Origin of the sequence: Aeromonas media (assembly GCF_000819985.1) — a bacterium.
Taxonomy (GTDB): domain Bacteria; phylum Pseudomonadota; class Gammaproteobacteria; order Enterobacterales; family Aeromonadaceae; genus Aeromonas; species Aeromonas media.
Map to the genome: position 1 here is coordinate 1 of NZ_CDBZ01000214.1, position 23,434 is coordinate 23,434.

The window sequence follows — 23,434 nt, forward strand, 5'->3', positions numbered from 1 at the left end:
TCCTTAACTGATCAGCATTGGGCGCAAGGCGCCGGTTTTTTTATCCCCTTCACCCCCACTTCACAGGGCCCCATCCCCGCTTCACCCGACCAGGGCACACTCCCGTTCACCAACAAGGAGATGCGCCATGGTCAAACAGATATTCACCCACAAGATCGCCCTGCTGCTGTTGCTCTGCCTGCTGCTGATGATCCCGGTTCACGCCATCATGGATCTGAACCGGGAGCGCCAGGCTTACCGCAGCCAGGCCATCCACAGCATCATGGCCAGCAGCAGCGGGCCGCAGCGCTTGCTGGGGCCTGTGCTGGTGCAACCCTATACCCGGGCCGTCACCGTCGAGCAGGATGGCAAGCGCTTCGTGCGCGAGGAGCGGGTCTATCGCTACCTGTTGCCGGACAGGCTGGATGTGCGGGCCAGCATGGAGGTCACCCCGCGCAAACTCGGCATTTATCAGGCCCAGGTCTATCACGGCCGGCTCTCCCTCTCAGGCCACTTGCCGGCCAGCCTGGCCGACAAGGCATTGGTTGCCGGCAACCCGGACCTGAGCTTCGACGCCGCGGATCCCGCCCTGATCCCGGGCAAACCCTACCTCAGCCTGGTGCTGTCCGATGCCCGCGGCATCAGCAGCGTGCCCGAGCTGCAACTGGGGGAGCGGCGCATTCCGTTCACCCCCGGCGCCCTGCTGGGAGACGGTCTGGCCGGCATCCATGCTCCGCTCGACAGCCTGCCCGGGGAAGATGGCCGCTTTCACATCGAGCTGCACCTGCAGGGCATGAACGCGCTTGAGGTGGTGCCGATCGGCCAGGACAGCAGGTTCAACCTGAGTGGCAACTGGCCTCATCCCAACTTCATCGGCGATTTTCTGCCCGGCAGCCGCACCCTGAACGATCAGGGGTTCGACGCCAGCTGGCAGACCAGCTGGTTTGCCACCGACATGGAGCGGCGCTTCACCCGCATGATGAAGGGAGCCGGGAGCGAGTTGCCGACCTTCAGCGTCAGCCTGGTGCAGCCGGTGGATCACTATCAGCTGAACGAGCGGGCCGCCAAGTACGCCCTGCTGTTCATCGGCCTCACCTTCCTCAGCTTCTTCATGTTCGAGCTGCTCCGGGAGCTGCGGGTACACCCGATCCAGTACGCCCTGGTGGGCATGGGGCTGGCCATCTTCTATCTGGTGCTGCTGGCGCTGACCGAGCACCTCGGCTTTGGCTGGGCTTATCTCGTCGCCAGCCTCGCCAGCGTGTCGCTCAACGGCTTCTACCTCAGCCATGTGCTGGGGGGGCCGCGTCAGGGCCTCGGCTTCGCGGCCCTGCTCGGGCTGGTCTACGCCATCCTGTTCGGGCTGCTGCAAGCCGAGGAGATAGCCCTGCTGCTCGGCGCCCTGCTGCTGTTCACCATATTGGCACTGATCATGATGCTGACCCGCAAGCTGGACTGGTATGGGGTGATGGGTAACCCGCCCCCTTCCCCAACCCCGAATCAGGAGAGCTGAAAACAAAACCGGCGCCCTTAGGGCGCCGGTTTTATTTCATTGATCGGGCATCACTTCTTCTTGACCGGGCGAGCCCAGTTCTTGATGTGGCGCTGGGGCACCCGGGTAATCACCAGCTCGTGCTCGGCCACATCCTTGGTGATGGTTGAACCCGCCCCTAGGGTCGCGCCCTTGCCGATGCGCACCGGCGCCACCAGCTGGGTATCGGAACCAACGAAGACGTCATCCTCGATGATGGTCTGGAACTTGTTCACCCCATCGTAGTTGCAGGTGATGGTACCGGCGCCGATATTCACCTTGGCGCCGATGTCCGCATCCCCCAGGTAGGTCAAATGACCACACTTGGAGCCGACCCCGAGCCGGGATTTCTTCATCTCGACGAAGTTGCCGACGTGGGCATCCTGCTCCAGCACGGCACCCGGACGCAGACGGGCGAAGGGGCCGACCGAACATTGATCGGCCACCAGGGCACCCTCGATGACGGAGTAAGGTTTCACCTCGCTGTGATCGCCAATCTCGCAATCCTTCAGCACAGCGCCAGCACCGATGCGCACATGGTTGCCGAGCTTGACCTTGCCCTCGATGATGACGTTGACGTCGATCACCACCTCCTCACCGATCTCCAGGGTGCCGCGCAGATCGAAGCGGGCCGGATCGATCAGAGTGACCCCGGCGATCATCAGCTTCTCGGCCTGCATCTGCTGATAGCTGCGCTCGAGGGCCGCCAGCTGGACCCGGTTGTTGGCCCCTTCCACCTCCATGGCGCTGTCCGGGTGGACGGCGGCAATGGGGCAGCCATCCCCATGAGCCATGGCGATCACGTCGGTGAGATAGAACTCCCCCTGGGCGTTCTTGTTGTCCAGACGCGACAGCCAGCCGCTCAGCTGGGCGCCATTGACCACCAGCACGCCGGTATTCACCTCGCGGATGGCGAGCTGTTCGGCGTTGGCATCCTTCTGCTCGACGATGCCGACCACCTGGCCGTTTTCCCGCACGATGCGGCCGTAGCCGGTAGGGTTGTCCAGCACCACGGTCAGCAGCGCCATGCCGTCGTCGGCCTTGGCGGCCAGCAGCCGTTGCAGGGTCTCGGGCTGGATCAGCGGGGTATCGCCGTACAGCACCAGCACGTCGTCTTCATCTTTCCAGAACGGGATCGCCTGGGCGACGGCATGGCCGGTGCCCAGCTGCTGCGCCTGCAACACCCAGTTGAGATCCGGGGCGGCGATCCGCTCCTTCAGCAGCTCGGCGCCGTGGCCATAGACCAGGTGCAGTTGCTCGGCACCTATCTGGCGGGCGGTGTCGATCACATGGGACACCATGGGTTTGTTGGCGACAGGGTGCAGCACCTTGGGCAGAACGGAACGCATGCGAGTACCTTTACCCGCAGCCAGGATCACGACGTTGAGAGACATAGCCAGCCTTTGAAACATGAGGAAATACCCGGCGGAGTCTATCCAACGGGCAAAAAAAAAGCGACCCGAAGGTCGCTTTTTACATCACCGTGATTAGCGGTAATTCTTTTTGACGATATCGATAACCCGCAGCTGGGCCATTGCTTTGGCCAGCTCGGCAGATGCCTGCGCATAGTCGATATCACCATGGGAGCTGCTGATCCGTTCTTCGGCACGACGCTTGGCTTCCTGGGCTTTCGCCTCATCCAGGTCATCGGCACGAATGGCGGTATCGGCCAGCACGGTCACGGCTTCGGGTTGTACTTCCAGCATGCCGCCGGAGATGTACAGCACCTCTTCGCTACCATTTTGCTTGATCAAGCGGACCAGGCCCGGCTTGATGGCAGTCAGCAACGGAGCATGACCGTGGCGGAGACCCAGCTCACCCTCGGAGCCTGTTACCTGGGCAGATTGCACACGACCGGAAAACAGTTTCCCTTCGGCGCTCACTACATCCAGGTGAAATGAGATCATCTCAGCCATGGGCCCTCCTATCGAGGCTTACAGTTTCTTGGCTTTCTCGACGACTTCGTCGATACCGCCAACCATGTAGAACGCCTGCTCGGGCAGATCGTCATACTCGCCTTTCAGGATGCCCTGGAAACCGCGAATGGTCTCTTTCAGCGGCACGTACTTACCTGAAGAACCGGTAAATACTTCGGCCACGAAGAACGGCTGGGACAGGAAACGCTCGATCTTACGGGCACGGGATACGGTCAGTTTGTCTTCTTCTGACAGTTCATCCATACCCAGGATGGCGATGATGTCCTTCAGCTCCTTGTAGCGCTGCAGCACGATCTGCACACCACGAGCGGTCTCGTAGTGATCCTTGCCTACCACCAGCGGATCCAGCTGACGGGAGGTGGAGTCCAGCGGGTCAACGGCCGGGTAGATACCCAGTGCCGCGATCTGACGGGACAGAACGATGGTCGCATCCAGGTGAGCGAAGGTGGTCGCCGGAGACGGGTCGGTCAAGTCATCCGCAGGCACGTAAACGGCCTGGACTGAGGTGATGGAACCGGTCTTGGTGGAGGTGATACGTTCTTGCAGAACACCCATCTCCTCGGCCAGGGTCGGCTGGTAACCTACTGCAGAAGGCATACGGCCCAGCAGTGCGGATACTTCGGTACCGGCCAAGGTGTAACGGTAGATGTTGTCCACGAAGAACAGCACGTCACGACCCTCGTCACGGAACTTCTCGGCCATGGTCAGACCGGTCAGCGCGACGCGCAGACGGTTTCCGGGCGGCTCGTTCATCTGACCGTAAACCAGAGATACTTTGTCCAGTACGTTGGACTCCATCATCTCGTGGTAGAAGTCGTTACCCTCACGGGTACGCTCACCCACACCGGCGAATACAGAGTAACCACTGTGTTCGATCGCGATGTTACGGATCAGCTCCATCATGTTGACGGTCTTGCCTACACCGGCACCACCGAACAGACCGACCTTACCACCCTTGGCGAACGGGCAAACCAGGTCGATAACCTTGATGCCGGTCTCCAGCAGCTCGGCGCTGTTGGACTGATCTTCGTAGCTGGGGGCTTCGCGGTGGATGGACCAACGCTCTTCTTCGCCGATCGGACCCTTCTCGTCGATGGGCTCGCCCAGTACGTTCATGATACGACCCAGGGTCGAGGTACCAACCGGTACCTGGATGGCCTTGCCGCTGTTAACTACTTCCAACCCACGACGCAGACCGTCGGAGGAGCCCATGGTGATGCAACGAACGACGCCGCCGCCGATCTGTTGCTGAACTTCCAGTACCAGACCCTGGCCTTGGCCTTCGCTGATGACTTTCAGTGCATCGTACACCTGGGGCACGGCATTCTGCGGGAACTCGATGTCCACTACAGCGCCGATGATTTGGACGATGAAACCGTTACTCATGTCAAATCCTCTAAACCTTTGATAACCCTTGCCTTACACCGCAGCAGCACCGGATACGATCTCTGTCAGTTCCTGGGTAATACTGGCCTGACGGGCCTTGTTGTACACCAGTTGCAGATCGTTAATCAGGTTGCCGGCGTTGTCAGTCGCGGCTTGCATGGCAACCATTCGGGCTGCCTGTTCACTTGCCAAGTTTTCTACCACACCCTGGTACACCTGGGATTCGACGTAGCGAATCAACAGGGTATCCAGCAGCTGCTTGGGATCCGGCTCATAGAGGTAATCCCAGTGGTGTTTCTTGGCGAGCTTGCTGTCTTCTGTTACGGGCAAAGGCAGCAGTTGATCGACTTTTGGTTGCTGAACCATGGTGTTGACGAACTTGTTGTACACCAGATACAGCCTGTCAATCTCACCGTTGTCGTAAGCCTTCAGCATGACCTTGACTGAACCAATCAGGTCATTGACGCTCGGGTTATCACCCAGTCCGGAGACGTGGGCTTTCACCTTGGCGCCGTGCCGTTCAAAGAAGTTGGAGGCCTTGCTACCGATCAGTGCCAGGTCAACCTTGGCACCTTTCGCGCTCCATTGCTTCATATCGTTGAGGGCAGCTTTGAACAGGTTGATGTTCAGGCCGCCACACAGGCCACGGTCGGTGGAGACGACGATGTAACCCACTCGCTTGACCTCACGTTCGATGAGGTAGGGGTGCTTGTATTCCAAGTTCCCCTGAGCGATATGGCCGATCACCTTGCGCATGGTTTCAGCGTACGGACGGCTGGCAGACATGCGTTCCTGCGCACGGCGCATTTTGCTGGCTGCCACCATTTCCATAGCGCTGGTGATCTTCTGAGTGTTCTTCACACTCCCGATCTTGTTACGTATCTCTTTTGCGCCGGCCATCTCTTCTCTCCATCAGGTGGCAGCTTGCGCTGCCACACACGCTTACCAGGTCTGGGTTGCCTTGAAGCTATCCAGCAACGCAGTCAGCTTGCCAACGATCGCGTCGTTGTAGTCGGCCTTGGCATTGATTTCAGCCATCAGCTCAGCATGCTGGGTATTGGCGTAAGAGAGCAGAGCGGCTTCGAAGTCGACTATCTTGCTCAGTTCGACATCGGCGAGGTAGCCCTTCTCGGCGGCGAACAGCACCAGAGACTGGTGAGCCACGCTCATCGGAGAGTACTGCTTCTGCTTCATCAGCTCGGTCACTTTCTGACCATGATCCAGCTGCTTGCGAGTCGCATCGTCCAGATCGGAAGAGAACTGGGCGAAGGCCGCCAGTTCACGATACTGGGCCAGCGCGGTACGGATACCACCGGACAGCTTCTTGACGATCTTGGTCTGAGCGGCACCGCCCACACGGGATACGGAGATACCCGGGTCAACCGCCGGACGAATACCGGAGTTGAACAGCTGAGTGGTCAGGAAGATCTGGCCATCGGTGATGGAGATCACGTTGGTCGGAACGAACGCAGACACGTCGCCGGCCTGGGTTTCGATGATCGGCAGCGCGGTCAGAGAACCGGTCTGTCCAGTCACGGCACCCTTGGTGAACTTCTCGACGTACTCGACGTTGACGCGGGAAGCACGCTCCAGCAGACGGGAGTGCAGATAGAAGACATCGCCCGGGTAAGCTTCACGTCCTGGCGGACGGCGCAGCAGCAGGGAGATCTGGCGATAGGCTACGGCCTGCTTGGACAGGTCATCATAGATGATCAGCGCGTCTTCACCGCGGTCACGGAAGTACTCACCCATGGAGCAACCGGCATAAGGAGCCAGGTACTGCAGGGCAGCGGCTTCGGAGGCGGAGGCGACGACCACTATGGTGTTGGCCAGGGCGCCGTGCTCTTCCAGCTTGCGCACCACGTTGGCGATGGTGGAGGCCTTCTGGCCAATCGCAACGTAGACGCACTTAATGCCGGAGTCTTTCTGGTTGATGATGGTGTCGATCGCGATGGCGGTCTTACCAACCTGACGGTCACCGATGATCAGCTCACGCTGGCCACGACCGATAGGGATCATGGCATCGATGGCTTTCAGACCGGTCTGGACTGGCTGGTCAACAGACTTACGCTCGATAACGCCCGGGGCAATGACTTCGATCGGCGAGTAGCCGTCGTTGTCTACCGGACCCTTACCGTCGATCGGCTGACCCAGGGTGTTGACCACCCGGCCCAACAGACCACGACCGACCGGCACTTCCAGAATACGGCCGGTACCTTTTACTTTCATCCCTTCAGCCAGGTTGGCATAGGGACCCATGACAACGGCACCAACGGAGTCACGCTCCAGGTTCAATGCCAGAGCAAAGCGGTTACCCGGCAGCTCGATCATTTCACCCTGCATGGCATCGGCCAGACCGTGGATACGAATGATACCGTCGCTCACAGAGACGATAGTACCTTCGTTACGCGCTTCGCTTTTGACATCAAACTGCGCAATGCGCTGCTTGATCAGCTCGGCGATTTCAGTGGAATTCAGTTGCATGCTCTAATACCCCAATCAAGATTGCAGCGCGTCGGCCATGCGATCCAGCTTACCGCGGACCGTGCCGTCGATAACCAGATCACCGGCCTTGATGAGCACCCCGGCCATCAAGGACGCATCTGTGCTGCAAATCAGCTTCACTTTGCGCGCGAGACGTTGTTCCAGAGAAGCCTGAATAGCGGCCTTCTGCTGGTCGGTCAGTTCGATCGCCGAAATCACGTCAGCCTGAACTTCTTTGTCCAGTTCAGCCTTGAGCGCGACATATTCAGCAACGACAGCCGGCAGCACACCCAAGCGACCATTCTCAGCCATCACCCGGATCAGGTTCTGACCATGCTCGTTGAGCTGCTCACCGCAGACACCGACAAACAGGTTTGCCAGTTCTTCGGCGGCCACGGAGCCGTTTACCAGGTTATGGATGGTCTCGTTCTCGGCCACTTGTGCGGCGAAACCGAGCATCTCCAGCCATTGGTCAACCGCCTTGTGCTCAACGGCAAACTCGAAAGCAGCCTTGGCGTAGGGGCGAGCGATTGTAGTCAGTTCAGACATAGCCCCGTTCCCGTTACAGTTCTGCTACCAGTTTGTCGACGATGTCGCTGTTGGCAGCCTGGTCGATTTGGCGTGCCAGGATCTTCTCTGCACCCGCGATGGCAAGAGCAGCAACCTGCTTGCGCAGTTCTTCTTTGGCACGATGACGTTCAGCTTCGATCTCTGCACGGCCCTGAGCCAGGATTTTTTCCCGCTCTGCTTGAGCTCCGACAGCGGCTTCATCAATGATCTGGGCCTTGCGTTTGTTGGCTTGATCGATGATTTCGGCAGCCTGGTGCTTGGCTTCTTTCAGCTGATCGGTGGCGTTGGCCTTGGCCAAATCCAGATCTTTCTTGGCACGCTCGGCAGAAGAGAGACCATCAGCAATTTCTTTCTGACGGGCTTCGATGGCAGCGATCAACGGCGGCCATACGTACTTCATGCAAAACACTACGAAGAAGAAAAAAGCAATTGCTTGGCCGAGGAGGGTGGCGTTGATATTCACAGCCTATGTCCTCTTAAGTTAGTTAATGGGTTATGCCTGGGGAGTCGTAGAGACTTAGCCAGCAACCGCAAACATCACATACAGACCCAGACCAACGGCGATCATCGGGATCGCATCCACCAGACCCATGACGATGAAGAACTGGGTACGCAGAACAGGGATCAGGTCCGGTTGACGAGCAGCACCTTCCAGGAACTTGCCACCCAGGATACCGATACCGATGGAGGCGCCGATAGCCGCCAGACCCATCATCATTGCAGCAGCGATGTACAGCAGGTCCATGTTCAAGTTTTCCATGAGGATCTCCATTTATTTAGATGTAATTGATTGTATAAAAAGGATTATTTGAGTTGCATCAACCATGGTCTTCTTGCGCCATCGACAGATAGACGATGGTCAGAACCATGAAGATAAACGCCTGCAAAGTGATGATCAGGATGTGGAAAATTGCCCAAGGCACGGACAGGATCCACTGTGACCACCAGGGTAACAAACCCGCAATCAGGATAAAGATCAGTTCGCCAGCATACATGTTGCCGAACAGTCGCAGACCCAATGAAACAGGCTTGGAAATCAACGTGACGGTTTCAAGGATGAAGTTAACCGGGATGGCAGCGGGATGGTTGAAAGGCTGAAGCGTCAGCTCCTTCACAAATCCGCTGATACCCTTGACCTTGATGCTGTAGTACAGGATCAAGAAGAACACGCCCAAAGCCATGGACATGGTGATGTTAACGTCAGCAGAGGGAACCACACGCAGATAGGGAACACCCATCAACTGTGCAGCGTGAGGGATAAAGTCAACGGGGATCAGATCCATGAAGTTCATCAGGAAGATCCAGACAAACACTGTCAGTCCCAGCGGTGCAATGACCGGGTTCCGACCATGGAAGATGTCTTTGACGTTACCATTCACAAACTCGACCAGCATCTCCACAAAGCACTGCAGCTTACCGGGCACACCGCTGGTGGCCTTGACGGCTACGCGGCGGAACGACCAGATAAACAGGGCGCCTAGCAAGACGGAAAATATCATGGAATCGATATTCACCGTCCAGAACCCGGACCCGACTTGCAGGTGGGTCAGGTGGTGGGAGATATATCCCTGAGGAGTCAGGACTTCTCCGGTTGCAGACATGAGTTTTCCTAATAGTGGTTGTTAAGCGTGAATGAAACTATCCACTGTACAACGAGGGCGAGGATATAAGTGGCGAAGAACGAGACGGTGTCGACCTCGATCCCGGAGCCAAACATCAGGGCGAAAAGTCCTGTTGTAGTAATGAGCTTAATCCCTGCCCCACCATAAAAGTCCCGCAAGACCAGGCCCACGCTCTCTTTCGTCACCTTGCGGCGCAGAACCCAGAGTGTGAACAGGGCTTGAGGAACCCAGTACATTCCTCCCCCAAAGAGGGAAGAACGTCCGGCAAACGCCCCGGTCTGATAAAACCAGACGGAACTGATCGCCAGGATCAGGACGAGCTGACAAACGAGCATAGCCAAGGCCAGCGTCAAACCTTCCAAGGCTACTTTCTGTTTCACCAACCTACCCCTGAACATTACAGAACTGTAAAAAATCGGGATCCGAAGACCCCAGGTTCACAGCTCGAAAAGCCGGTCAAATTATACCCGTGAAGACGGCTATTGCAACATGGCAAAAATCCTTAATTTTTGCGGCTTTCCGCGCGAAATTAAGGTTATGTTCATATCGAAAGGAATGGATGTTTTATTACTACAAAAAGCGTAAAAATCACGATTCTGACAGACCAAAATAGCCCAATACCCGGTCCAAATCTGCCAAGTTATCGTAACTTATTACTAACTTGCCGCTATCCTTCTTGCCCGGCTGAAGCTGTACCTGATTGCCAATTTTTTCTGAAATCTGGCGCTCGAGGTAACCAAACTGGGGATCACGGACGGGTTCGACCTTGGTTTTTGCCGGTTCCAGCGTTTTCTGCACCAGTTTCTCGGTATCTCGCACCGTCAGCCCCTTCTGGGCAACCAGCTTGGCCAGTTCGGACTGGGCCGGGCCGCTCAGGGCCAGCAGGGCCCGGGCGTGACCCATGTCGAGATCCCCGTGCTCGACGAAGCGCTTCACGTCCTCGTTGAGCTGATTGAGGCGCAGCAGGTTGGTCACCGTGGTGCGGGACTTGCCCACCGCTTCGGCCACCTGCTGGTGGGTCAGCTCGAACTCGGTCAGCAGTCGCTGCAGGGCCACCGCCTCTTCGATGGCGTTGAGATCCTCGCGCTGGATATTCTCAATCAGCGCGATGGCCACCGCAGCCTCGTCGGGCACGTCCTTGACCAGGCAGGGCACTACCTCGAGTCGGGCCAGCTGGGACGCGCGCCAGCGCCGCTCACCGGCGATGATTTCGAAGCGATTCTCGCCGATGGAGCGTACCACTATCGGCTGAATCACGCCTTGCGCCCGTATCGAGTTGGCCAGGTCTTCCAGCGCATCCTGGGACATGTCCTTGCGTGGCTGATATTTGCCGGACTGCAGCCACTCCAGCGGCAGCTTGCGCAGCTCGCCCTGGTTGGTGGGCGCCATGGCCTGCTCGGTACGCTGGTCGCTCATCACCTGTTTCTGGCGGGCGGCCGTGCTGGTGCTGAGCAGGGCGTCCAACCCCTTGCCCAGCCCACGTTTCTTCGGCGTCATATGCTCTCTCGGTCTGCGGTGATCGGCTGAGACTCCTGCTCCTGACGACGCAGGATCTCGCCAGCCAGGGCCAGATAGGCCTTGGCCCCCACCGATGATTTGTCATAGTGCATGGCCGGGGCACCGAAGCTCGGCGCCTCCGCCAGTCTAACGTTGCGGGGGATGATGGTGCGATAGACCTTGTCCCCGAAATGCTGTTTCAGCTGATCGGACACATCATTGGCCAGCCGGTTGCGATGATCGAACATGGTGCGCAGCACCCCCTCGATCTTCAGCTCCGGGTTGACGACGGCCGCCAGCTTGCTGATGGTGTCGACCAGGGCGGTGAGCCCCTCCAGCGCGTAATACTCACACTGCATGGGCACCAGCACGGAGTCGGCAGCGGCCATGGCGTTGACGGTCAGCATGTTGAGAGAAGGCGGGCAGTCGATGAAGACGTAGTCGTACTTGTCCCGTACCGAGGCCAGGGCGTTGCGCAGGCGGATCTCGCGGGCGAAGAATTCCATCAGCCGAATTTCGGCCGCGGTCACGTCGGCGTTGGCGGCGATGAGGTGATAGCCACCCGAGGTCTCGTGGATGATCACCTCGTTGATGGGTGCATCGTCGATTAGCAGTTCATAGGCGGTGCGTTCAACTTCGTACTTGTCGACGCCGCTGCCCATGGTGGCATTGCCCTGCGGATCCAGATCGATCACCAGCACCTTGCGCCGGGTAGCGGCCAGGGAGGCGGCCAGATTTACACAGGTGGTGGTTTTACCCACTCCACCCTTCTGGTTGGCTATGGCAATGACTTTTCCCACACTGTCCCCTAAATGAAACTGCGACCCTATTCGGGCTGGATATGTTTGAATTCCAGCAGATGACGCTCACCTTCCAGTTCCGGCACCACCAATTGATGGGCGGCAACCAGGCGAATGCTGGCAGGCAACTGTGCCAGTTCCTGCTCGGGGTATTGTCCCTTGAGCGCAAGGAAGCTCCCTTCGGGTGACGGCAGATGGTGACACCAGCTCAGCATGTCCTCCAGCGAGGCGAAGGCCCGGCTGAGTACACCATCGAAGCCAACTTCGGGTTGATACTCTTCCACCCGGGATTTGACGGGTGTCACGTTGGTCAACCCCAGCTCCTGGATCACCTGGCGGATGAAGTTGATCCGCTTGCCCAGGCTGTCCAGCAACACGAACTGCTTGTCCGGATTGATGATCGCCAACGGCAGGCCGGGCAGGCCGGGGCCTGTACCCACATCGATGAAACGCTCACCGTGCAGGTGAGGGCTCACCACCAGGCTGTCGAGGATGTGCTTGACCAGCATGGCGTCCGGATCTCGCACCGAGGTGAGATTGTAAGCCTTGTTCCACTTGTGCAGCAACTCAACCAACTGCACCAACTGGGTCTTTTGGGTATCGGTGATAACAATTCCGGCCTGCATGAGCAGGCCGTTCAATCTTTCCAGCATGTTTTCCAACGGGGAATTCCTCAGGCGGTTTTACGCAGCAGGCCGTGTTTCTTCAGATGAACCAGCAGGATGGAGATAGCAGCCGGGGTGATGCCGGAGATGCGGGAGGCCTGACCTATGGTCTGTGGCTTGGCATCGTTCAGCTTGGCGATCACCTCGTTGGAGAGACCGTTGACGTCGCGGTAGTTCATGTCCAGTGGTAACAGGGTGTTCTCGTTGCGCAGTTGCTTCTCCACCTCGTCGTGCTGGCGCTCGATGTAGCCGGCGTACTTGATCTGGATCTCCACCTGATCCGCCGCTGCTGTGTCTTCCAGCGCTGGGCCAACCCCTTCAATGGCCATCAGGGCATCGTAGGTCACCTCGGGGCGACGCAGCAGCTCTTCCAGGCTCTGCTCTCGGGTCAGAGGCGTGTTCACCAGAGCGTTGACTGCCTCCAGCGACGGGTGCTGCGGGTGGATCCAGGTCGAACGCATGCGCTGACGCTCCTGCTCCACCTGCTCCATCTTGGTGTTGAACAGGCTCCAGCGATGGTCATCCACCAGGCCGAGCTCGCGACCTATGGCTGTCAGGCGCAGATCGGCGTTGTCTTCCCGCAGCAGCAGACGGTATTCGGCGCGGCTGGTGAACATGCGGTAGGGCTCGCGGGTCCCCAGGGTGGAGAGATCGTCCATCATCACGCCCATGTAGGCCTGATCCCGGCGGGGATGCCAGGCGTCCTTGCCCTGGGCTCGCAGACCGGCGTTCAGACCGGCCATCAGCCCCTGGGCGGCCGCCTCTTCATAGCCTGTAGTGCCGTTGATCTGGCCGGCGAAGAAGAGGTTTGGAATGCATTTGCTCTCCATGTTGGCCTTGAGATCTCGCGGATCGAAGAAGTCGTATTCGATGGCGTAGCCGGGGCGGGTGATGTGGGCATTCTCGAAGCCACGGATCGAACGGACGATCTGCACCTGTACGTCGAACGGCAGGCTGGTGGAGATCCCGTTCGGGTAGAGTTCGTGGGTGGTCAGGCCTTCCGGCTCGACGAAGATCTGGTGCGCCGTCTTGTCGGCGAAGCGGGTGATCTTGTCCTCGATCGACGGGCAGTAACGGGGGCCTATCCCCTCGATCACCCCGGCATACATGGGGCTGCGATCCAGGTTGTTGCGGATCACCTCGTGGGTCTTCTCGTTGGTGTGGGTAACGTAGCAGGGCACCTGACGCGGGTGCTGACTGGCGTTGCCGATGAACGAGAAGACGGGACGAGGATCGTCACCGTGCTGCTGCTGCATCACGGAGAGATCGACGGTACGGGCATCGATGCGTGGCGGCGTGCCAGTCTTGAGCCGATCGATGCGCAGCGGCAGCTCACGCAGACGCTGCGCCAGGGCGATCGAGGGAGGATCCCCGGCGCGGCCGCCCTTGTAGTTTTCCATCCCGATGTGGATCAGACCGTTCAGGAAGGTGCCGACTGTCAGCACCACCGTCTTGCCGCTGATGCGGATCCCGCTCTGAGTGACCACGCCGGCGACGCGATCACCGTCCATGACGAGATCGTCACAGGCTTGCTGGAAGATCTTCAGATTCGGGTAATTCTCCAGGGTCTGGCGCACCACGGCCTTGTAGAGCAGGCGATCCGCCTGGGCACGTGTGGCTCGCACCGCGGGCCCTTTGGAGGAGTTGAGGGTACGGAACTGGATCCCGCCAAGATCGATGGCCTGCGCCATGATCCCGCCCAGGGCATCCACTTCCTTGACCAGGTGTCCCTTGCCGATCCCGCCGATCGCCGGATTACAGGACATGTGTCCCAGCGTATCGATGTTGTGGGTCAACAACAGAGTATTCAGGCCCATACGGGCTGCCGCTGTTGCTGCTTCGGTTCCTGCATGGCCGCCACCGACGACGATCACATCAAATTGTTCATGGTATTGCATTGGGGATCACCTTGATCTGCACGCCTGAAGATCTTTATTTGCCTGGGCTGAAGGGCGGATCATTCTATCCGTTTCGCCTCTTGAGGGGAACGTCTACTTCAGGATCAGTATGGATGCAGGATCCGTTAGTAGATCTTAAGGATCTTTAGATCGATCTTTTACTGGATCTTTTATTAGGATCCACGATTTCTGTTGATAAGCCCTTTTTGATCATAAAGATCATCCGTTTAAAGACGATCCCAGCTTGTGGAAAAGCTTGGATCCCAGGGCCGTGAACGGGGGGATAACCAGTGGTTTTATACACAGACCAGAACTGGACAAGATCTCATACATGGATAACTATAGGTTTTACAGAGCTTAACACTATAGTTATGCACATTACCCCTGGGCGTTGTGGGTAACCGTGTAGAACAACTCTCCCGGATCTATCTGTTAATAACCTAGTGGATAGGAATTTGTGGACAAGCGGGGAGATCGAGGTGTTTTTACCGGATCTCCCCGGTCCTGATCAGGCGATCATCTGCATCCAGTCATGGATCCAGGCTTCGGCGGCATCTTCCGGGATCTCATGCTGGGTCACGTCTATCTCCAGACGATCCCCGATCCGGCTGGCGCCACACTCAGCCAGCAGCCGATCCAGTGTCTTGCCACCCTGGCAGAAGGTGTCATAACTGCGGTCACCAAGCCCGATCACCCCATATTTCAAGGCGTTGAGATCAGGATGCTGGTCGGCAAGATCCTTGGCGAAGGGATGAAGATTGTCGGGCACGTCGCCGGCACCGTGGGTGGAAGTGATCACCAGCAGGATGGCATCCGGCTCCGCCAGCACCTCGGCCAGGCTGGCCGGGTTGTGGATCCGGGTCTGGTGGCCCGCCTGTTCCAGCAGGCTGGCGACATGATCTGCGACATATTCGGCGGCGCCCAGCATGGAGCCGACGACAAGATTGAGTTTGGCCATGGAATGGATCCTGATGTCATCGAAAGAAATGGAGAGCCGGGATTCTACCGCCAAAGGATGTGGATAAATATGGATAAAGCTTGGGGATAAGGATCCTTCACGATTTTTATGGCAGAGGCCGCCCTCGCCATCTTTTTTCATATTCCTCTGTGTTCCCTTCTTTTGATCACCCTCCTGAATGAGTCTTTCTGCCGGAAAAATCGTCCGTTGATACAGCAGGTAACAATAGAGATGCAAATGATTAGCAATTATTGAATCGATTCGATCATGACTCCTGTAGTAGCATTGTGCCGCTTTATTCGCCTAAGGAGTCGGGCAGACCGGCCGCATTGGGCACCCATAATAAGAAACCAAAATATAACTCATTGATATTTGAGACACTTATATGATTGCGCAAAAAAATACCCAGAATGCAGTGATGCGAAAGAGGGGGGCCCAGCTGTTGCCGCTCTCCTGCCTGCTGGCGAGCCTGCCTGTGCTGGCTGCTGAACAAGCGGATAAAGAGCTGCCCAAGGCGGCTGAAACCATGGTGGTCACCGGCACCGCCATGAAGGTCGAGGTGCCCATGGCCGAGACCCCTCGCGCCGTCTCCGTGGTCAACCGCGAGGAGCTGGATCAGCACGCCGTGCAGCAGCTCGACGAGTCCGTGCGCTACCGCTCCGGCGTGCTCACCGGTTTCTATGGCTCGGACAACAACACTGACTGGTTCAAGGTGCGTGGCTTCGATGCCGCCCAATACCTCGATGGCAACCGCCTGTTCGGCACCGGCTACTATGTCTGGACCCCGGAGCCTTTCGGTCTGGAAAGCGTGGAACTGCTCAAGGGCCCGGCCTCCATCCTCTACGGCGAGGCGCCTCCCGGCGGCGTGATCAATTCCATCAGCAAGCGCCCCACCGCGACCCCGCAAGGCCTGGTCAATCTGCAACTGGGCAACCGGGATCTGCGTCAGGTCGGGGTCGATTTCTCCGACGATCTGACCGGCGACAGCCGTTATCGCATGGTTGCGCTTTATAAAGAGCGCGACGGCGTGCTGGATGGCACCTACAACGAACGCGCCTACCTGGCGCCGAGCGTGACCCTGGACATCTCGGATCGCACCAGCCTCACCCTGCTGGCCAGCTTCCTGCACGATGAAGGGGTGCCCACCAACGGCTTCTTCCCCGTCTACGGTACCCTCAATACCGAAGGGGGCCAGATCGATCCCGCTACCAACCTGAGTCAGCCGGATTATGATCGCAACCGCAACACCCAGATCTCCACCGGTTACGAGCTGGCCCACCAGTTCAACCAGACCTGGGAGTTCAAGCAGAACGTCCGCTTCAACTACAACGATCTGCTGCTGCGCCAGACCTATATCTTCCCGACCTATGAAGGCACCACCGCCTACCGCGGCCTGGTCTACCGTGACGGCGACACCAAGAGTGCCACCATGGACAACCAGCTGGTGGGTTACTGGAACACGGACAGCACCGAGCAGACCCTGTTGCTGGGGATAGATCTGCAGCGCCACGTGAATGAAGGGGTCGAGGCCGACAACTACGGCATGGGGTCCATCAATACCATGAACCCGGATTACAGCGGCTTCCCCGGCTTCGACGAGTCCACCGCCACCTATCAGAAGAATACCAAGGGTCAGAGCGGACTCTATGCCCAGCATCAGATCCGCTGGGACGATCGCTGGTTGCTGACCGCAGGTGGCCGCTTCGACTATGTGGAGACCCACAACATCAGCGAAGCCACCAGCAAGAACGAGAAGCAGTATGACGACAACCTCTCGCTCTCCGGCAGCCTGATGTACCTGGCCGACAACGGCCTCTCCCCGTACTTCGCCTATGCGGAGTCGTTCGAAGTGCTGCCGGGCATAGACCCGAACACCAAGAACTCCTACAAGCCGCTGGAAGGCAAGCTGTATGAGACCGGCATCAAGTACGTCCCCAGCTTCCTCGATGGCTACATCAACCTGGCGCTGTTCGATCTGGAACAGACCAACTCGCTCGTCTCTACAGGATCCGGCCAGCAGACCCAGGCCGGCGAAGTGACCTCCCAGGGGATCGAACTGGAAGGGAGCGTGCAGGCCACAGAGGCGCTGCGTCTGACCGCTGCTTATACCTACACGGATGCCAAGACCAACGACACCGGCAACGGTGATCGCCAGGCCAGCCTGATCCCGCGTCACCAGGCCTCCTTCTGGGGCAACTACAAGGTGCAGCAGGGTCCGGTCTCCGGGCTGGAAGTGGGCACCGGGGTGCGTTACATCGGATCCAGCGTCGGCATAGGTGCCGTGAATGCGGACTACACCCCCATCTACGGTTCGGCCCAGGTGCCGGCCCAGACGGTGTGGGATGCGATGATCGGGTATGACTTCGCCAAGAACTGGCGTGCCCAGGTCAACGTCAACAACCTGCTGAACGACACCTATGTAGCGAGCTGTGACTACTACTGCTACTACGGTGAGCCGCGGAGCATCGTCGGCTCAGTCAACTACCGCTGGTAAAATACAGGCCGGGCGGGGGCCTCAAGCTCCCGCCCTCCTTCTTTTTGTACACAGGCCTGTCATGGAACTCTTGTCACTGGTTTACCGCCAATACCGTTGGCCCTTCATCGCCATTACCCTGCTCAGCCTGCTCAGCGCTGTCAGCGGGATAGGTGTTATTGCCTTTATCAACCAATACCTTATCGAATCAGTCGGCGATCCGCTGCCGATCCTGGGTCAACTTGTCGGCCTTATCTTTTTGCTGCTGGTGATCACGCTCGGCTCTCAGCTGGCCCTGACCACCCTCGGTCATCATTTCGTCTACCGGTTGCGCGGCCGCCTGCTCAAGCAACTGCTGGACACCGACGTCGCCCGCATTCGTCAGATAGGGCAGGGGCCGCTGCTGGCCTCCCTCTCCAGCGATATAGGCCAGATCACCATCGCTTTCGTGCGCCTGCCGGAGCTGGTGCAGGGGTTGGTGCTCACTCTGGGTTCCATCATCTACCTCGGCTTGCTCTCTCCCGCCCTGCTCGGTGTCACCGCCCTCTGGGTCACCGTGACCATGGTGGTGGGTTGGCTGCTGGTGAACCGGGTCTATCGCCACCTGGCCCGGATGCGTCAGGCCGAAGACAGGCTCTACCAGAACTACCAGTCCATCATCGCGGGCAGCAAGGAGCTGGCGCTCAACCGCGAGCGGGCCCACTTCGTCTACCACCAGCTCTATGAGCAGAACGCCCGAGATTACCGCCGGGAGATTATCCGCGCCGATACCTATCACCTGAGCGCGGTGAACTGGTCGAACATCATGATGCTGGGGGCCATAGGCCTGGTCTTCTTCCTGGCCAATGGCCTCGGCTGGGCCAACACCAATGTGGCCGCCACCTTCGCCCTGACCCTGCTGTTCCTGCGTACCCCGCTGCTGCAGGGCATCGGCGCCCTGCCGACCCTGATCTCGGCCCAGGTGGCGTTCGACAAGATAGCGACCCTGAATCTGGCCGAGCCGGAGCCCGCGTTCCCGCTGCCGCCGGCCCCCTGTGCCTGGCAACGCATCGAGCTGGAGCAGGTGAGCTTTCACTATCAGGGGGAGGGCGGCTTCGCCGTGGGCCCCATCAATCTGACCATTGAGCGGGGGGAGCAGATCTTCATCATAGGCGGTAACGGCTCCGGCAAGTCGACCCTGGCCATGCTGCTGACCGGGCTCTATCAGCCGGTCTCTGGCCGGATCCTGCTGGATGGTGAACCCATTGCCGATCGCAACGCCTACCTGGCGCTCTTCTCCGCCATCTTCACCGACTATCACCTGTTCCAGCACCTGCTGGGGCCAGAGCCGAAAGAGGCCCTGGTGGCCGAGTGGCTGGAGCGGCTGCAGATGGGCAGCAAGCTTGCCATCGAGGAGGGCTTCATTGCCAACATCGATCTCTCCCAGGGGCAGCGCAAGCGGGTCGCCCTGCTGCTGGCACTGGCGGAGCAGCGCGAGGTAATGCTGTTTGACGAGTGGGCGGCGGATCAGGATCCCCAGTTCCGCCGCATCTTCTATCAGGTGCTGTTGCCACGCCTCAAGGAGATGGGCAAGACGGTGATCGCCATCAGCCACGACGATCTCTATTTCTCTCTGGCGGACCGCCTGCTGGAGATGCGTCAGGGCCAGCTCACCGAGCTGACCGGCGAGCGGCGCGAGCAGGTGAGCCGGGATGCCGTCGCTCATCTGGATAGCGAGGTGCCGGTCTGATACCGGCCGCAAGGGGGAGGCGAGTGCCAACCCCTTTCAGCACAGGAATGAATCATGTTTGAGAGGAAATCTGGCGGCTTTATGGTAAACGCTCGCCGAGCCATGGCGCTCACCGACCCGAGCGTCGAGCACAGAGCCGGCACGGGAGCAGATCATGTTTGAGATGAAAGCCGCCAGCTTCGCGGTCAACGACCGCACCCTGCTGCAACCCACCAGCCTGCGTTTCGAGCAGGGTCAGGTCTATGGCCTTATCGGCCACAACGGCTCGGGCAAATCCACCCTGCTCAAGCTGCTGGCACGCCAGCAGCCCCTGAGCGATGGGGAGATACTGTTAGATGACAAGCCGCTGCAGGCGTGGGGCAACCGGGACTTCGCCCGTCAGGTGGCCTATCTGCCCCAGCATCTGCCGAGCGCCGAGAACCTGCTTGGCCGGGAGCTGGTAGAGATGGGGCGCTATCCCTGGCGCGGCCTGCTGGGCCGCATGGGGGCGGAAGATCACCGCCAGGTCGACAAGGCCATCGCGCTGACCCATACCGAGGGGTTTGCCGACAGGTTGGTGGATACCCTCTCCGGCGGCGAGCGGGGCCGGGTCTGGCTGGCCATGCTGCTGGCCCAGGAGAGCCGCTTCATCCTGCTGGACGAGCCGCTGGCCGCCCTGGACGTGGCTCATCAGGTGGAGGTGCTCACCCTCGTCAGGCAGCTCAGTCGCCAGCTCAACCTCGGGGTCATCATCGTCATTCACGACATCAACATGGCGTCCCGCTTCTGCGATCGGCTGGTGGCACTGCACGGCGGTCGTCTGCTGACCCATGGTGAGCCCGAACAGATCATGACTGGCGAGACCCTGCATGCCATCTATGGCATCCCGATGGAAGTCATTCGCCACCCGGCTCATGACCACGCCATCGCCATCGTCTAGCCGGGGTCCTCTCTTGAATCGTCTACTTAAAATTGTCCCCTGCCTCGTCAGCCTGCTGCTGCCGCTGGCGGCGCAGGCCGAGACACAGCCCGCAGCCCCTGCTGCTGCCGGCACTGTTCCGCGTATCTCCACCGTGGACTGGACCATAGCCGAAACCCTGCTGGCGCTCGGTGTGACGCCGCTGGCCATGGGGGATGTGGAGTCCTATCGCGCCTGGGTCGGGGAGCCGACACTGCCGGTGGATGTAGTGGATATCGGCCTGCGGATGCAGCCCAACCGCGAGCTGCTGGCCGAGCTCAAGCCCGACCTCATCCTCATCTCCCCGCTGATGGCGTCGCTGGAGCCTACCCTGTCCCGCATCGCCCCGGTGCAATCCATCGCCCTCTATGAACCCGATGCGGATCTGTGGCAGCGGCTGCGCGAGGCGACCCTGACCATAGCCGCGCTGGTGAACAGAACCGCCGAGGCCGAACGCCAGCTCACCGTACTGGACAGGGATCTGGCCCGGATGAAGACAAGCTTGCCGGCGGATCTGCCACCCCTGTTGCTGGTGCAGTTTATCGACGAGCGCCACGTACGGGTATTCGGTCGCCACAGCCTGTTCGAGGCGGTGATGACCCGGCTGGGGCTACGCAACGCCTGGCAGGGGGAGACCAATGCCTGGGGGTTCTCTGTGGTCAGTCTGGAACAATTTCTTACCCTGCCTGAGGCCCGACTGGTGGTGGTGGATCCTGTCCCGGTCGGGGTGAGCGAGCGGCTGCAGGAGCCCGGGCTCTGGCAGCATCTACCGCTGGTGAAGCAGGGCAAGGTGCTCCATCTGCCCGCCGTCTGGAGTTTCGGCGGCATATTGGCCGCCCGCCGCTTCGCCGACCTGTTGAGTGAGGCCCTGCGAGAGGCGTCACCCTCCGATCCGGCAACCCATGTGAACATCAAGGGGGGCACTCGATGAATCACCTTCTTCCCGCCTCTCTGCTGCGCCCCGGCCTCTGCCTGCTGCTGCTCACCGGCGTGCTGGCCGGTTGGGATCTGGCCCATCAGTTGCCGGATGCGCCCTGGTGGCAGGCCATCTTCTCGCCCAATCTGGACGACGCTCGCCAGGCGGTCATTCACTTCAGCTGGCTGCCGCGGCTGGTGGTCTGCCTGCTGGCCGGTGCCGCCCTCGGGCTAGCCGGCACCCTGATGCAGCAGGTGCTGCGCAATCCCCTCGCGTCCCCCACCACGCTGGGGGTGGCCTCCGGCGCCCAGCTGGCGCTGATGATGGTGACCCTGTTCGCCCCCTCCTTGCTGCTGATCGGGCGCGAGTGGATCGCCATGGCGGGGGGGAGCCTGGCCATGGCGCTGGTGTTTGCCCTGGCCTGGCGTCGCCAGCTCAACCCTGTGGTCATCGTATTCGCCGGCCTGGTGATCAACCTCTATCTGGCGGCCATCAGCATGGGGCTGCTGCTGTTCTTCCAGGAGGAGCTCAAGGGCCTGCTGGTGTGGGGCAGCGGTTCCCTGGCCCAGAACAGCTGGAGCGGCGTCCTCTACCTGCTGCCACGGTTGCTGGTGGCGGTTGTGCTGGCGGCGCTGCTGGTTCGCCCCCTGGCGGTGTTGGAGCTGGATGACGCCAGCGCTCGTAGCCTGGGGGTCTCCCTCAAGCAGCTGCGCTTCGCCGGCCTCGGCCTCGCGGTCTTCATCACCGCCTGCGTGGTGAGCGTAGTGGGGCTGATCGGCTTCATCGGGCTGGCGGCCCCTGTGATGGTGCGGATGCTGGGGGTGAGGCAGCTCGGTTTACGCCTGCTGTGGGCCCCCGTGCTGGGCGCCCTGCTGCTGGCGGCCACCGATCTGCTGCTGCAATCTCTGACCCGCTTCTGGCCCGTGCTGATCCCGACCGGCGCCATGACGGCCCTGCTGGGGGCTCCGCTGCTGCTCTGGCTTATCCCTCGGCTTGCCTTCAAGTCTGGCGCCCCCAAGGCCGCCAGCGACCTGACGGTGGCACGCCATGGCGCACCCGTTCGCCTTATTGGCCTGCTGTTGATGGGGCTGGTATTGGCGGTGATCGCCTCCCTGCTGTTTGGGCAGGGGATGGATGGCTGGCATTGGCCGAGCTGGTTCAGGTGGCAAGCCCAGCTGGAGTGGCGCCTGCCGCGCGCGTTGGCGGCTGGGGCGGCTGGCGTGCTGCTAGCGCTGGCGGGCACCCTGTTGCAGCGGGTCAGCAACAACCCCATGGCGAGCCCGGAGCTGCTGGGGGTGAGCGGCGGTACCTTTATGGGGGTGATAGCGACGGCCTTGCTGCTGCCTGCCTTGCCGCTGCCCCTGATGTTGCTGGGGGGCGTGCTGGGAGCCTTCGTCTGCCTGCTGCTGCTGGTGCTGATCAACCGCAAAAACGGCTTCCAGCCGGAGCGGATCCTGCTCTCCGGCATCGCCATCACGGCGCTGTTCGAGCCGCTGCAGGCCATCGCCCTGGCCAACGGCGACCTGCGGGTGCAGCAGTTGCTCTCCTGGATGTCCGGCTCAACCTATTACGTCATCCCGCCGGTGGCCTATGGCCTGACCGGTCTGGCGCTGCTGATGCTGGCGGCCTGCCTGCTGGTGAGCCGCTGGCTCGATCTGATGCCCATGGGGCCGGCGGTGGCGACTGCGCTCGGCATTCGTCTCAACCGCGCCCAGCTCATCATACTGCTGCTGGTGGCCGTGCTCACCGCCAGTGCGACCATGGTGATAGGCCCGCTCTCCTTCGCCGGTTTGCTGGCCCCCCACATGGCCAAGCTGATGGGGTTGGTGCGTGCGCGCTGGCACCTGCTCGGAGCGGCGGGATGCGGGGCCCTGCTCATGGTGTTGGCGGACTGGGTCGGCCAGCAGATCCTGTTCCCGCAGGAGGTGCCGGTCGGGCTGGTCTCCACCTTGTTAGGGGGCGCTTACTTCATGTGGTGCCTGCGCCGCCTCTAGGTTTGCGGATAAAAAATGCACAAAAAAAGCCCGGGATGATCCCGCAATGCTGTTCACTTAA

Annotated in this window: 21 protein-coding genes; 6 read left to right on the forward strand and 15 right to left on the reverse strand. The window is 59.9% G+C overall.

The window, feature by feature from the left end:
- Positions 1 to 127: 127 nt before the first annotated feature.
- Positions 128 to 1,489, forward strand: a complete 1,362-nt coding sequence (gene creD, locus BN1127_RS19415; protein ID WP_005326243.1) for a cell envelope integrity protein CreD — start codon at positions 128 to 130, stop codon at positions 1,487 to 1,489.
- 50 nt (positions 1,490 to 1,539) lie between these two features.
- Here the strand turns inward: creD and glmU are convergent, their stop codons facing one another.
- The 15 genes from glmU to mioC all read right to left on the reverse strand — a co-directional run bounded on the left by glmU (position 1,540) and on the right by mioC (position 15,324).
- The gene (gene glmU, locus BN1127_RS19420) at positions 1,540 to 2,901 is read right to left on the reverse strand and encodes a bifunctional UDP-N-acetylglucosamine diphosphorylase/glucosamine-1-phosphate N-acetyltransferase GlmU (RefSeq protein ID WP_005326244.1); all 1,362 of its coding nucleotides are present in this window, start codon (positions 2,899 to 2,901) and stop codon (positions 1,540 to 1,542) included.
- 93 nt (positions 2,902 to 2,994) lie between these two features.
- Entirely contained in the window at positions 2,995 to 3,423 is a 429-nt protein-coding gene (locus tag BN1127_RS19425) for a F0F1 ATP synthase subunit epsilon (protein ID WP_025328862.1), read from the reverse strand.
- A gap of 18 nt (positions 3,424 to 3,441) precedes the next feature.
- Positions 3,442 to 4,830 carry a F0F1 ATP synthase subunit beta gene (gene atpD, locus BN1127_RS19430; RefSeq protein ID WP_041206630.1) on the reverse strand — a complete coding sequence of 463 codons (1,389 nt, stop codon included), beginning with the start codon at positions 4,828 to 4,830 and terminating at the stop codon, positions 3,442 to 3,444.
- A 33-nt stretch (positions 4,831 to 4,863) separates the two neighbouring features.
- Positions 4,864 to 5,730, reverse strand: coding sequence for a F0F1 ATP synthase subunit gamma (atpG, locus tag BN1127_RS19435; protein ID WP_041206629.1), 867 nt, complete (start codon positions 5,728 to 5,730; stop codon positions 4,864 to 4,866).
- A 42-nt stretch (positions 5,731 to 5,772) separates the two neighbouring features.
- A complete protein-coding gene (gene atpA / locus BN1127_RS19440) occupies positions 5,773 to 7,314 on the reverse strand; it encodes a F0F1 ATP synthase subunit alpha (protein ID WP_005326253.1) in 1,542 nt (513 codons plus the stop codon).
- Positions 7,315 to 7,329: 15 nt separating this feature from the next.
- Complete coding sequence (gene atpH / locus BN1127_RS19445; protein ID WP_005326255.1) at positions 7,330 to 7,863, reverse strand: F0F1 ATP synthase subunit delta; 534 nt, start codon at positions 7,861 to 7,863, stop codon at positions 7,330 to 7,332.
- Between the two features lie 13 nt (positions 7,864 to 7,876).
- Positions 7,877 to 8,347 carry a F0F1 ATP synthase subunit B gene (gene atpF / locus BN1127_RS19450; RefSeq protein ID WP_041206628.1) on the reverse strand — a complete coding sequence of 157 codons (471 nt, stop codon included), beginning with the start codon at positions 8,345 to 8,347 and terminating at the stop codon, positions 7,877 to 7,879.
- Positions 8,348 to 8,401: 54 nt separating this feature from the next.
- Positions 8,402 to 8,644: a F0F1 ATP synthase subunit C gene (gene atpE / locus BN1127_RS19455; protein WP_005307205.1), complete on the reverse strand. Its 243-nt coding sequence runs from the start codon at positions 8,642 to 8,644 to the stop codon at positions 8,402 to 8,404.
- Positions 8,645 to 8,702: 58 nt separating this feature from the next.
- A complete protein-coding gene (gene atpB / locus BN1127_RS19460; protein ID WP_025328868.1) occupies positions 8,703 to 9,485 on the reverse strand; it encodes a F0F1 ATP synthase subunit A in 783 nt (260 codons plus the stop codon).
- 8 nt (positions 9,486 to 9,493) lie between these two features.
- On the reverse strand, positions 9,494 to 9,904 hold the full coding sequence (locus tag BN1127_RS19465; RefSeq protein WP_041206627.1) for an ATP synthase subunit I: 411 nt from the start codon (positions 9,902 to 9,904) through the stop codon (positions 9,494 to 9,496).
- A 190-nt stretch (positions 9,905 to 10,094) separates the two neighbouring features.
- A complete protein-coding gene (locus BN1127_RS19470) occupies positions 10,095 to 11,003 on the reverse strand; it encodes a ParB/RepB/Spo0J family partition protein (protein ID WP_005326273.1) in 909 nt (302 codons plus the stop codon).
- Entirely contained in the window at positions 11,000 to 11,803 is an 804-nt protein-coding gene (locus BN1127_RS19475) for a ParA family protein (RefSeq protein WP_005326275.1), read from the reverse strand. The genes BN1127_RS19470 and BN1127_RS19475 overlap by 4 nt, the downstream gene beginning before the upstream one ends.
- A 26-nt stretch (positions 11,804 to 11,829) precedes the next feature.
- Positions 11,830 to 12,456, reverse strand: a complete 627-nt coding sequence (gene rsmG / locus BN1127_RS19480; RefSeq protein ID WP_041207123.1) for a 16S rRNA (guanine(527)-N(7))-methyltransferase RsmG — start codon at positions 12,454 to 12,456, stop codon at positions 11,830 to 11,832.
- 20 nt (positions 12,457 to 12,476) lie between these two features.
- Positions 12,477 to 14,366 carry a tRNA uridine-5-carboxymethylaminomethyl(34) synthesis enzyme MnmG gene (mnmG, locus tag BN1127_RS19485; RefSeq protein WP_041206625.1) on the reverse strand — a complete coding sequence of 630 codons (1,890 nt, stop codon included), beginning with the start codon at positions 14,364 to 14,366 and terminating at the stop codon, positions 12,477 to 12,479.
- Positions 14,367 to 14,874: 508 nt separating this feature from the next.
- On the reverse strand, positions 14,875 to 15,324 hold the full coding sequence (mioC, locus tag BN1127_RS19490) for an FMN-binding protein MioC (protein ID WP_042650538.1): 450 nt from the start codon (positions 15,322 to 15,324) through the stop codon (positions 14,875 to 14,877).
- 385 nt (positions 15,325 to 15,709) lie between these two features.
- Here mioC and BN1127_RS19495 point away from each other — a divergent pair, with 385 nt between their 5' ends.
- The 5 genes from BN1127_RS19495 to fhuB all read left to right on the forward strand — a co-directional run bounded on the left by BN1127_RS19495 (position 15,710) and on the right by fhuB (position 23,373).
- A complete protein-coding gene (locus tag BN1127_RS19495) occupies positions 15,710 to 17,818 on the forward strand; it encodes a TonB-dependent siderophore receptor (RefSeq protein ID WP_042650539.1) in 2,109 nt (702 codons plus the stop codon).
- Positions 17,819 to 17,879: 61 nt separating this feature from the next.
- On the forward strand, positions 17,880 to 19,526 hold the full coding sequence (locus BN1127_RS19500; RefSeq protein ID WP_042650540.1) for a multidrug ABC transporter permease/ATP-binding protein: 1,647 nt from the start codon (positions 17,880 to 17,882) through the stop codon (positions 19,524 to 19,526).
- 154 nt (positions 19,527 to 19,680) lie between these two features.
- Positions 19,681 to 20,445 (forward strand): ATP-binding cassette domain-containing protein, encoded by a 765-nt coding sequence (locus tag BN1127_RS19505; protein WP_042650541.1) that lies wholly within the window; start codon positions 19,681 to 19,683, stop codon positions 20,443 to 20,445.
- Positions 20,446 to 20,458: 13 nt separating this feature from the next.
- Complete coding sequence (locus BN1127_RS19510; RefSeq protein ID WP_231557526.1) at positions 20,459 to 21,394, forward strand: ABC transporter substrate-binding protein; 936 nt, start codon at positions 20,459 to 20,461, stop codon at positions 21,392 to 21,394.
- Positions 21,391 to 23,373 (forward strand): Fe(3+)-hydroxamate ABC transporter permease FhuB, encoded by a 1,983-nt coding sequence (fhuB, locus tag BN1127_RS19515; protein WP_042650542.1) that lies wholly within the window; start codon positions 21,391 to 21,393, stop codon positions 23,371 to 23,373. The genes BN1127_RS19510 and fhuB overlap by 4 nt, the downstream gene beginning before the upstream one ends.
- Positions 23,374 to 23,434: the final 61 nt, after the last annotated feature.

Coding starts and splice junctions, on each gene's coding strand:
- mnmG (WP_041206625.1), bottom strand. CDS start 14,366: ATGCAATACCATGAACAATTTGATGTGATCGTCGTCGGTGGCGGCCAT.
- BN1127_RS19505 (WP_042650541.1), top strand. CDS start 19,681: ATGTTTGAGATGAAAGCCGCCAGCTTCGCGGTCAACGACCGCACCCTG.
- mioC (WP_042650538.1), bottom strand. CDS start 15,324: ATGGCCAAACTCAATCTTGTCGTCGGCTCCATGCTGGGCGCCGCCGAA.
- creD (WP_005326243.1), top strand. CDS start 128: ATGGTCAAACAGATATTCACCCACAAGATCGCCCTGCTGCTGTTGCTC.
- fhuB (WP_042650542.1), top strand. CDS start 21,391: ATGAATCACCTTCTTCCCGCCTCTCTGCTGCGCCCCGGCCTCTGCCTG.
- atpA (WP_005326253.1), bottom strand. CDS start 7,314: ATGCAACTGAATTCCACTGAAATCGCCGAGCTGATCAAGCAGCGCATT.
- atpG (WP_041206629.1), bottom strand. CDS start 5,730: ATGGCCGGCGCAAAAGAGATACGTAACAAGATCGGGAGTGTGAAGAAC.
- atpD (WP_041206630.1), bottom strand. CDS start 4,830: ATGAGTAACGGTTTCATCGTCCAAATCATCGGCGCTGTAGTGGACATC.
- glmU (WP_005326244.1), bottom strand. CDS start 2,901: ATGTCTCTCAACGTCGTGATCCTGGCTGCGGGTAAAGGTACTCGCATG.
- atpB (WP_025328868.1), bottom strand. CDS start 9,485: ATGTCTGCAACCGGAGAAGTCCTGACTCCTCAGGGATATATCTCCCAC.
- rsmG (WP_041207123.1), bottom strand. CDS start 12,456: ATGCTGGAAAGATTGAACGGCCTGCTCATGCAGGCCGGAATTGTTATC.
- BN1127_RS19470 (WP_005326273.1), bottom strand. CDS start 11,003: ATGACGCCGAAGAAACGTGGGCTGGGCAAGGGGTTGGACGCCCTGCTC.
- BN1127_RS19500 (WP_042650540.1), top strand. CDS start 17,880: ATGGAACTCTTGTCACTGGTTTACCGCCAATACCGTTGGCCCTTCATC.
- BN1127_RS19425 (WP_025328862.1), bottom strand. CDS start 3,423: ATGGCTGAGATGATCTCATTTCACCTGGATGTAGTGAGCGCCGAAGGG.
- atpH (WP_005326255.1), bottom strand. CDS start 7,863: ATGTCTGAACTGACTACAATCGCTCGCCCCTACGCCAAGGCTGCTTTC.
- atpE (WP_005307205.1), bottom strand. CDS start 8,644: ATGGAAAACTTGAACATGGACCTGCTGTACATCGCTGCTGCAATGATG.
- BN1127_RS19495 (WP_042650539.1), top strand. CDS start 15,710: ATGATTGCGCAAAAAAATACCCAGAATGCAGTGATGCGAAAGAGGGGG.
- BN1127_RS19465 (WP_041206627.1), bottom strand. CDS start 9,904: ATGTTCAGGGGTAGGTTGGTGAAACAGAAAGTAGCCTTGGAAGGTTTG.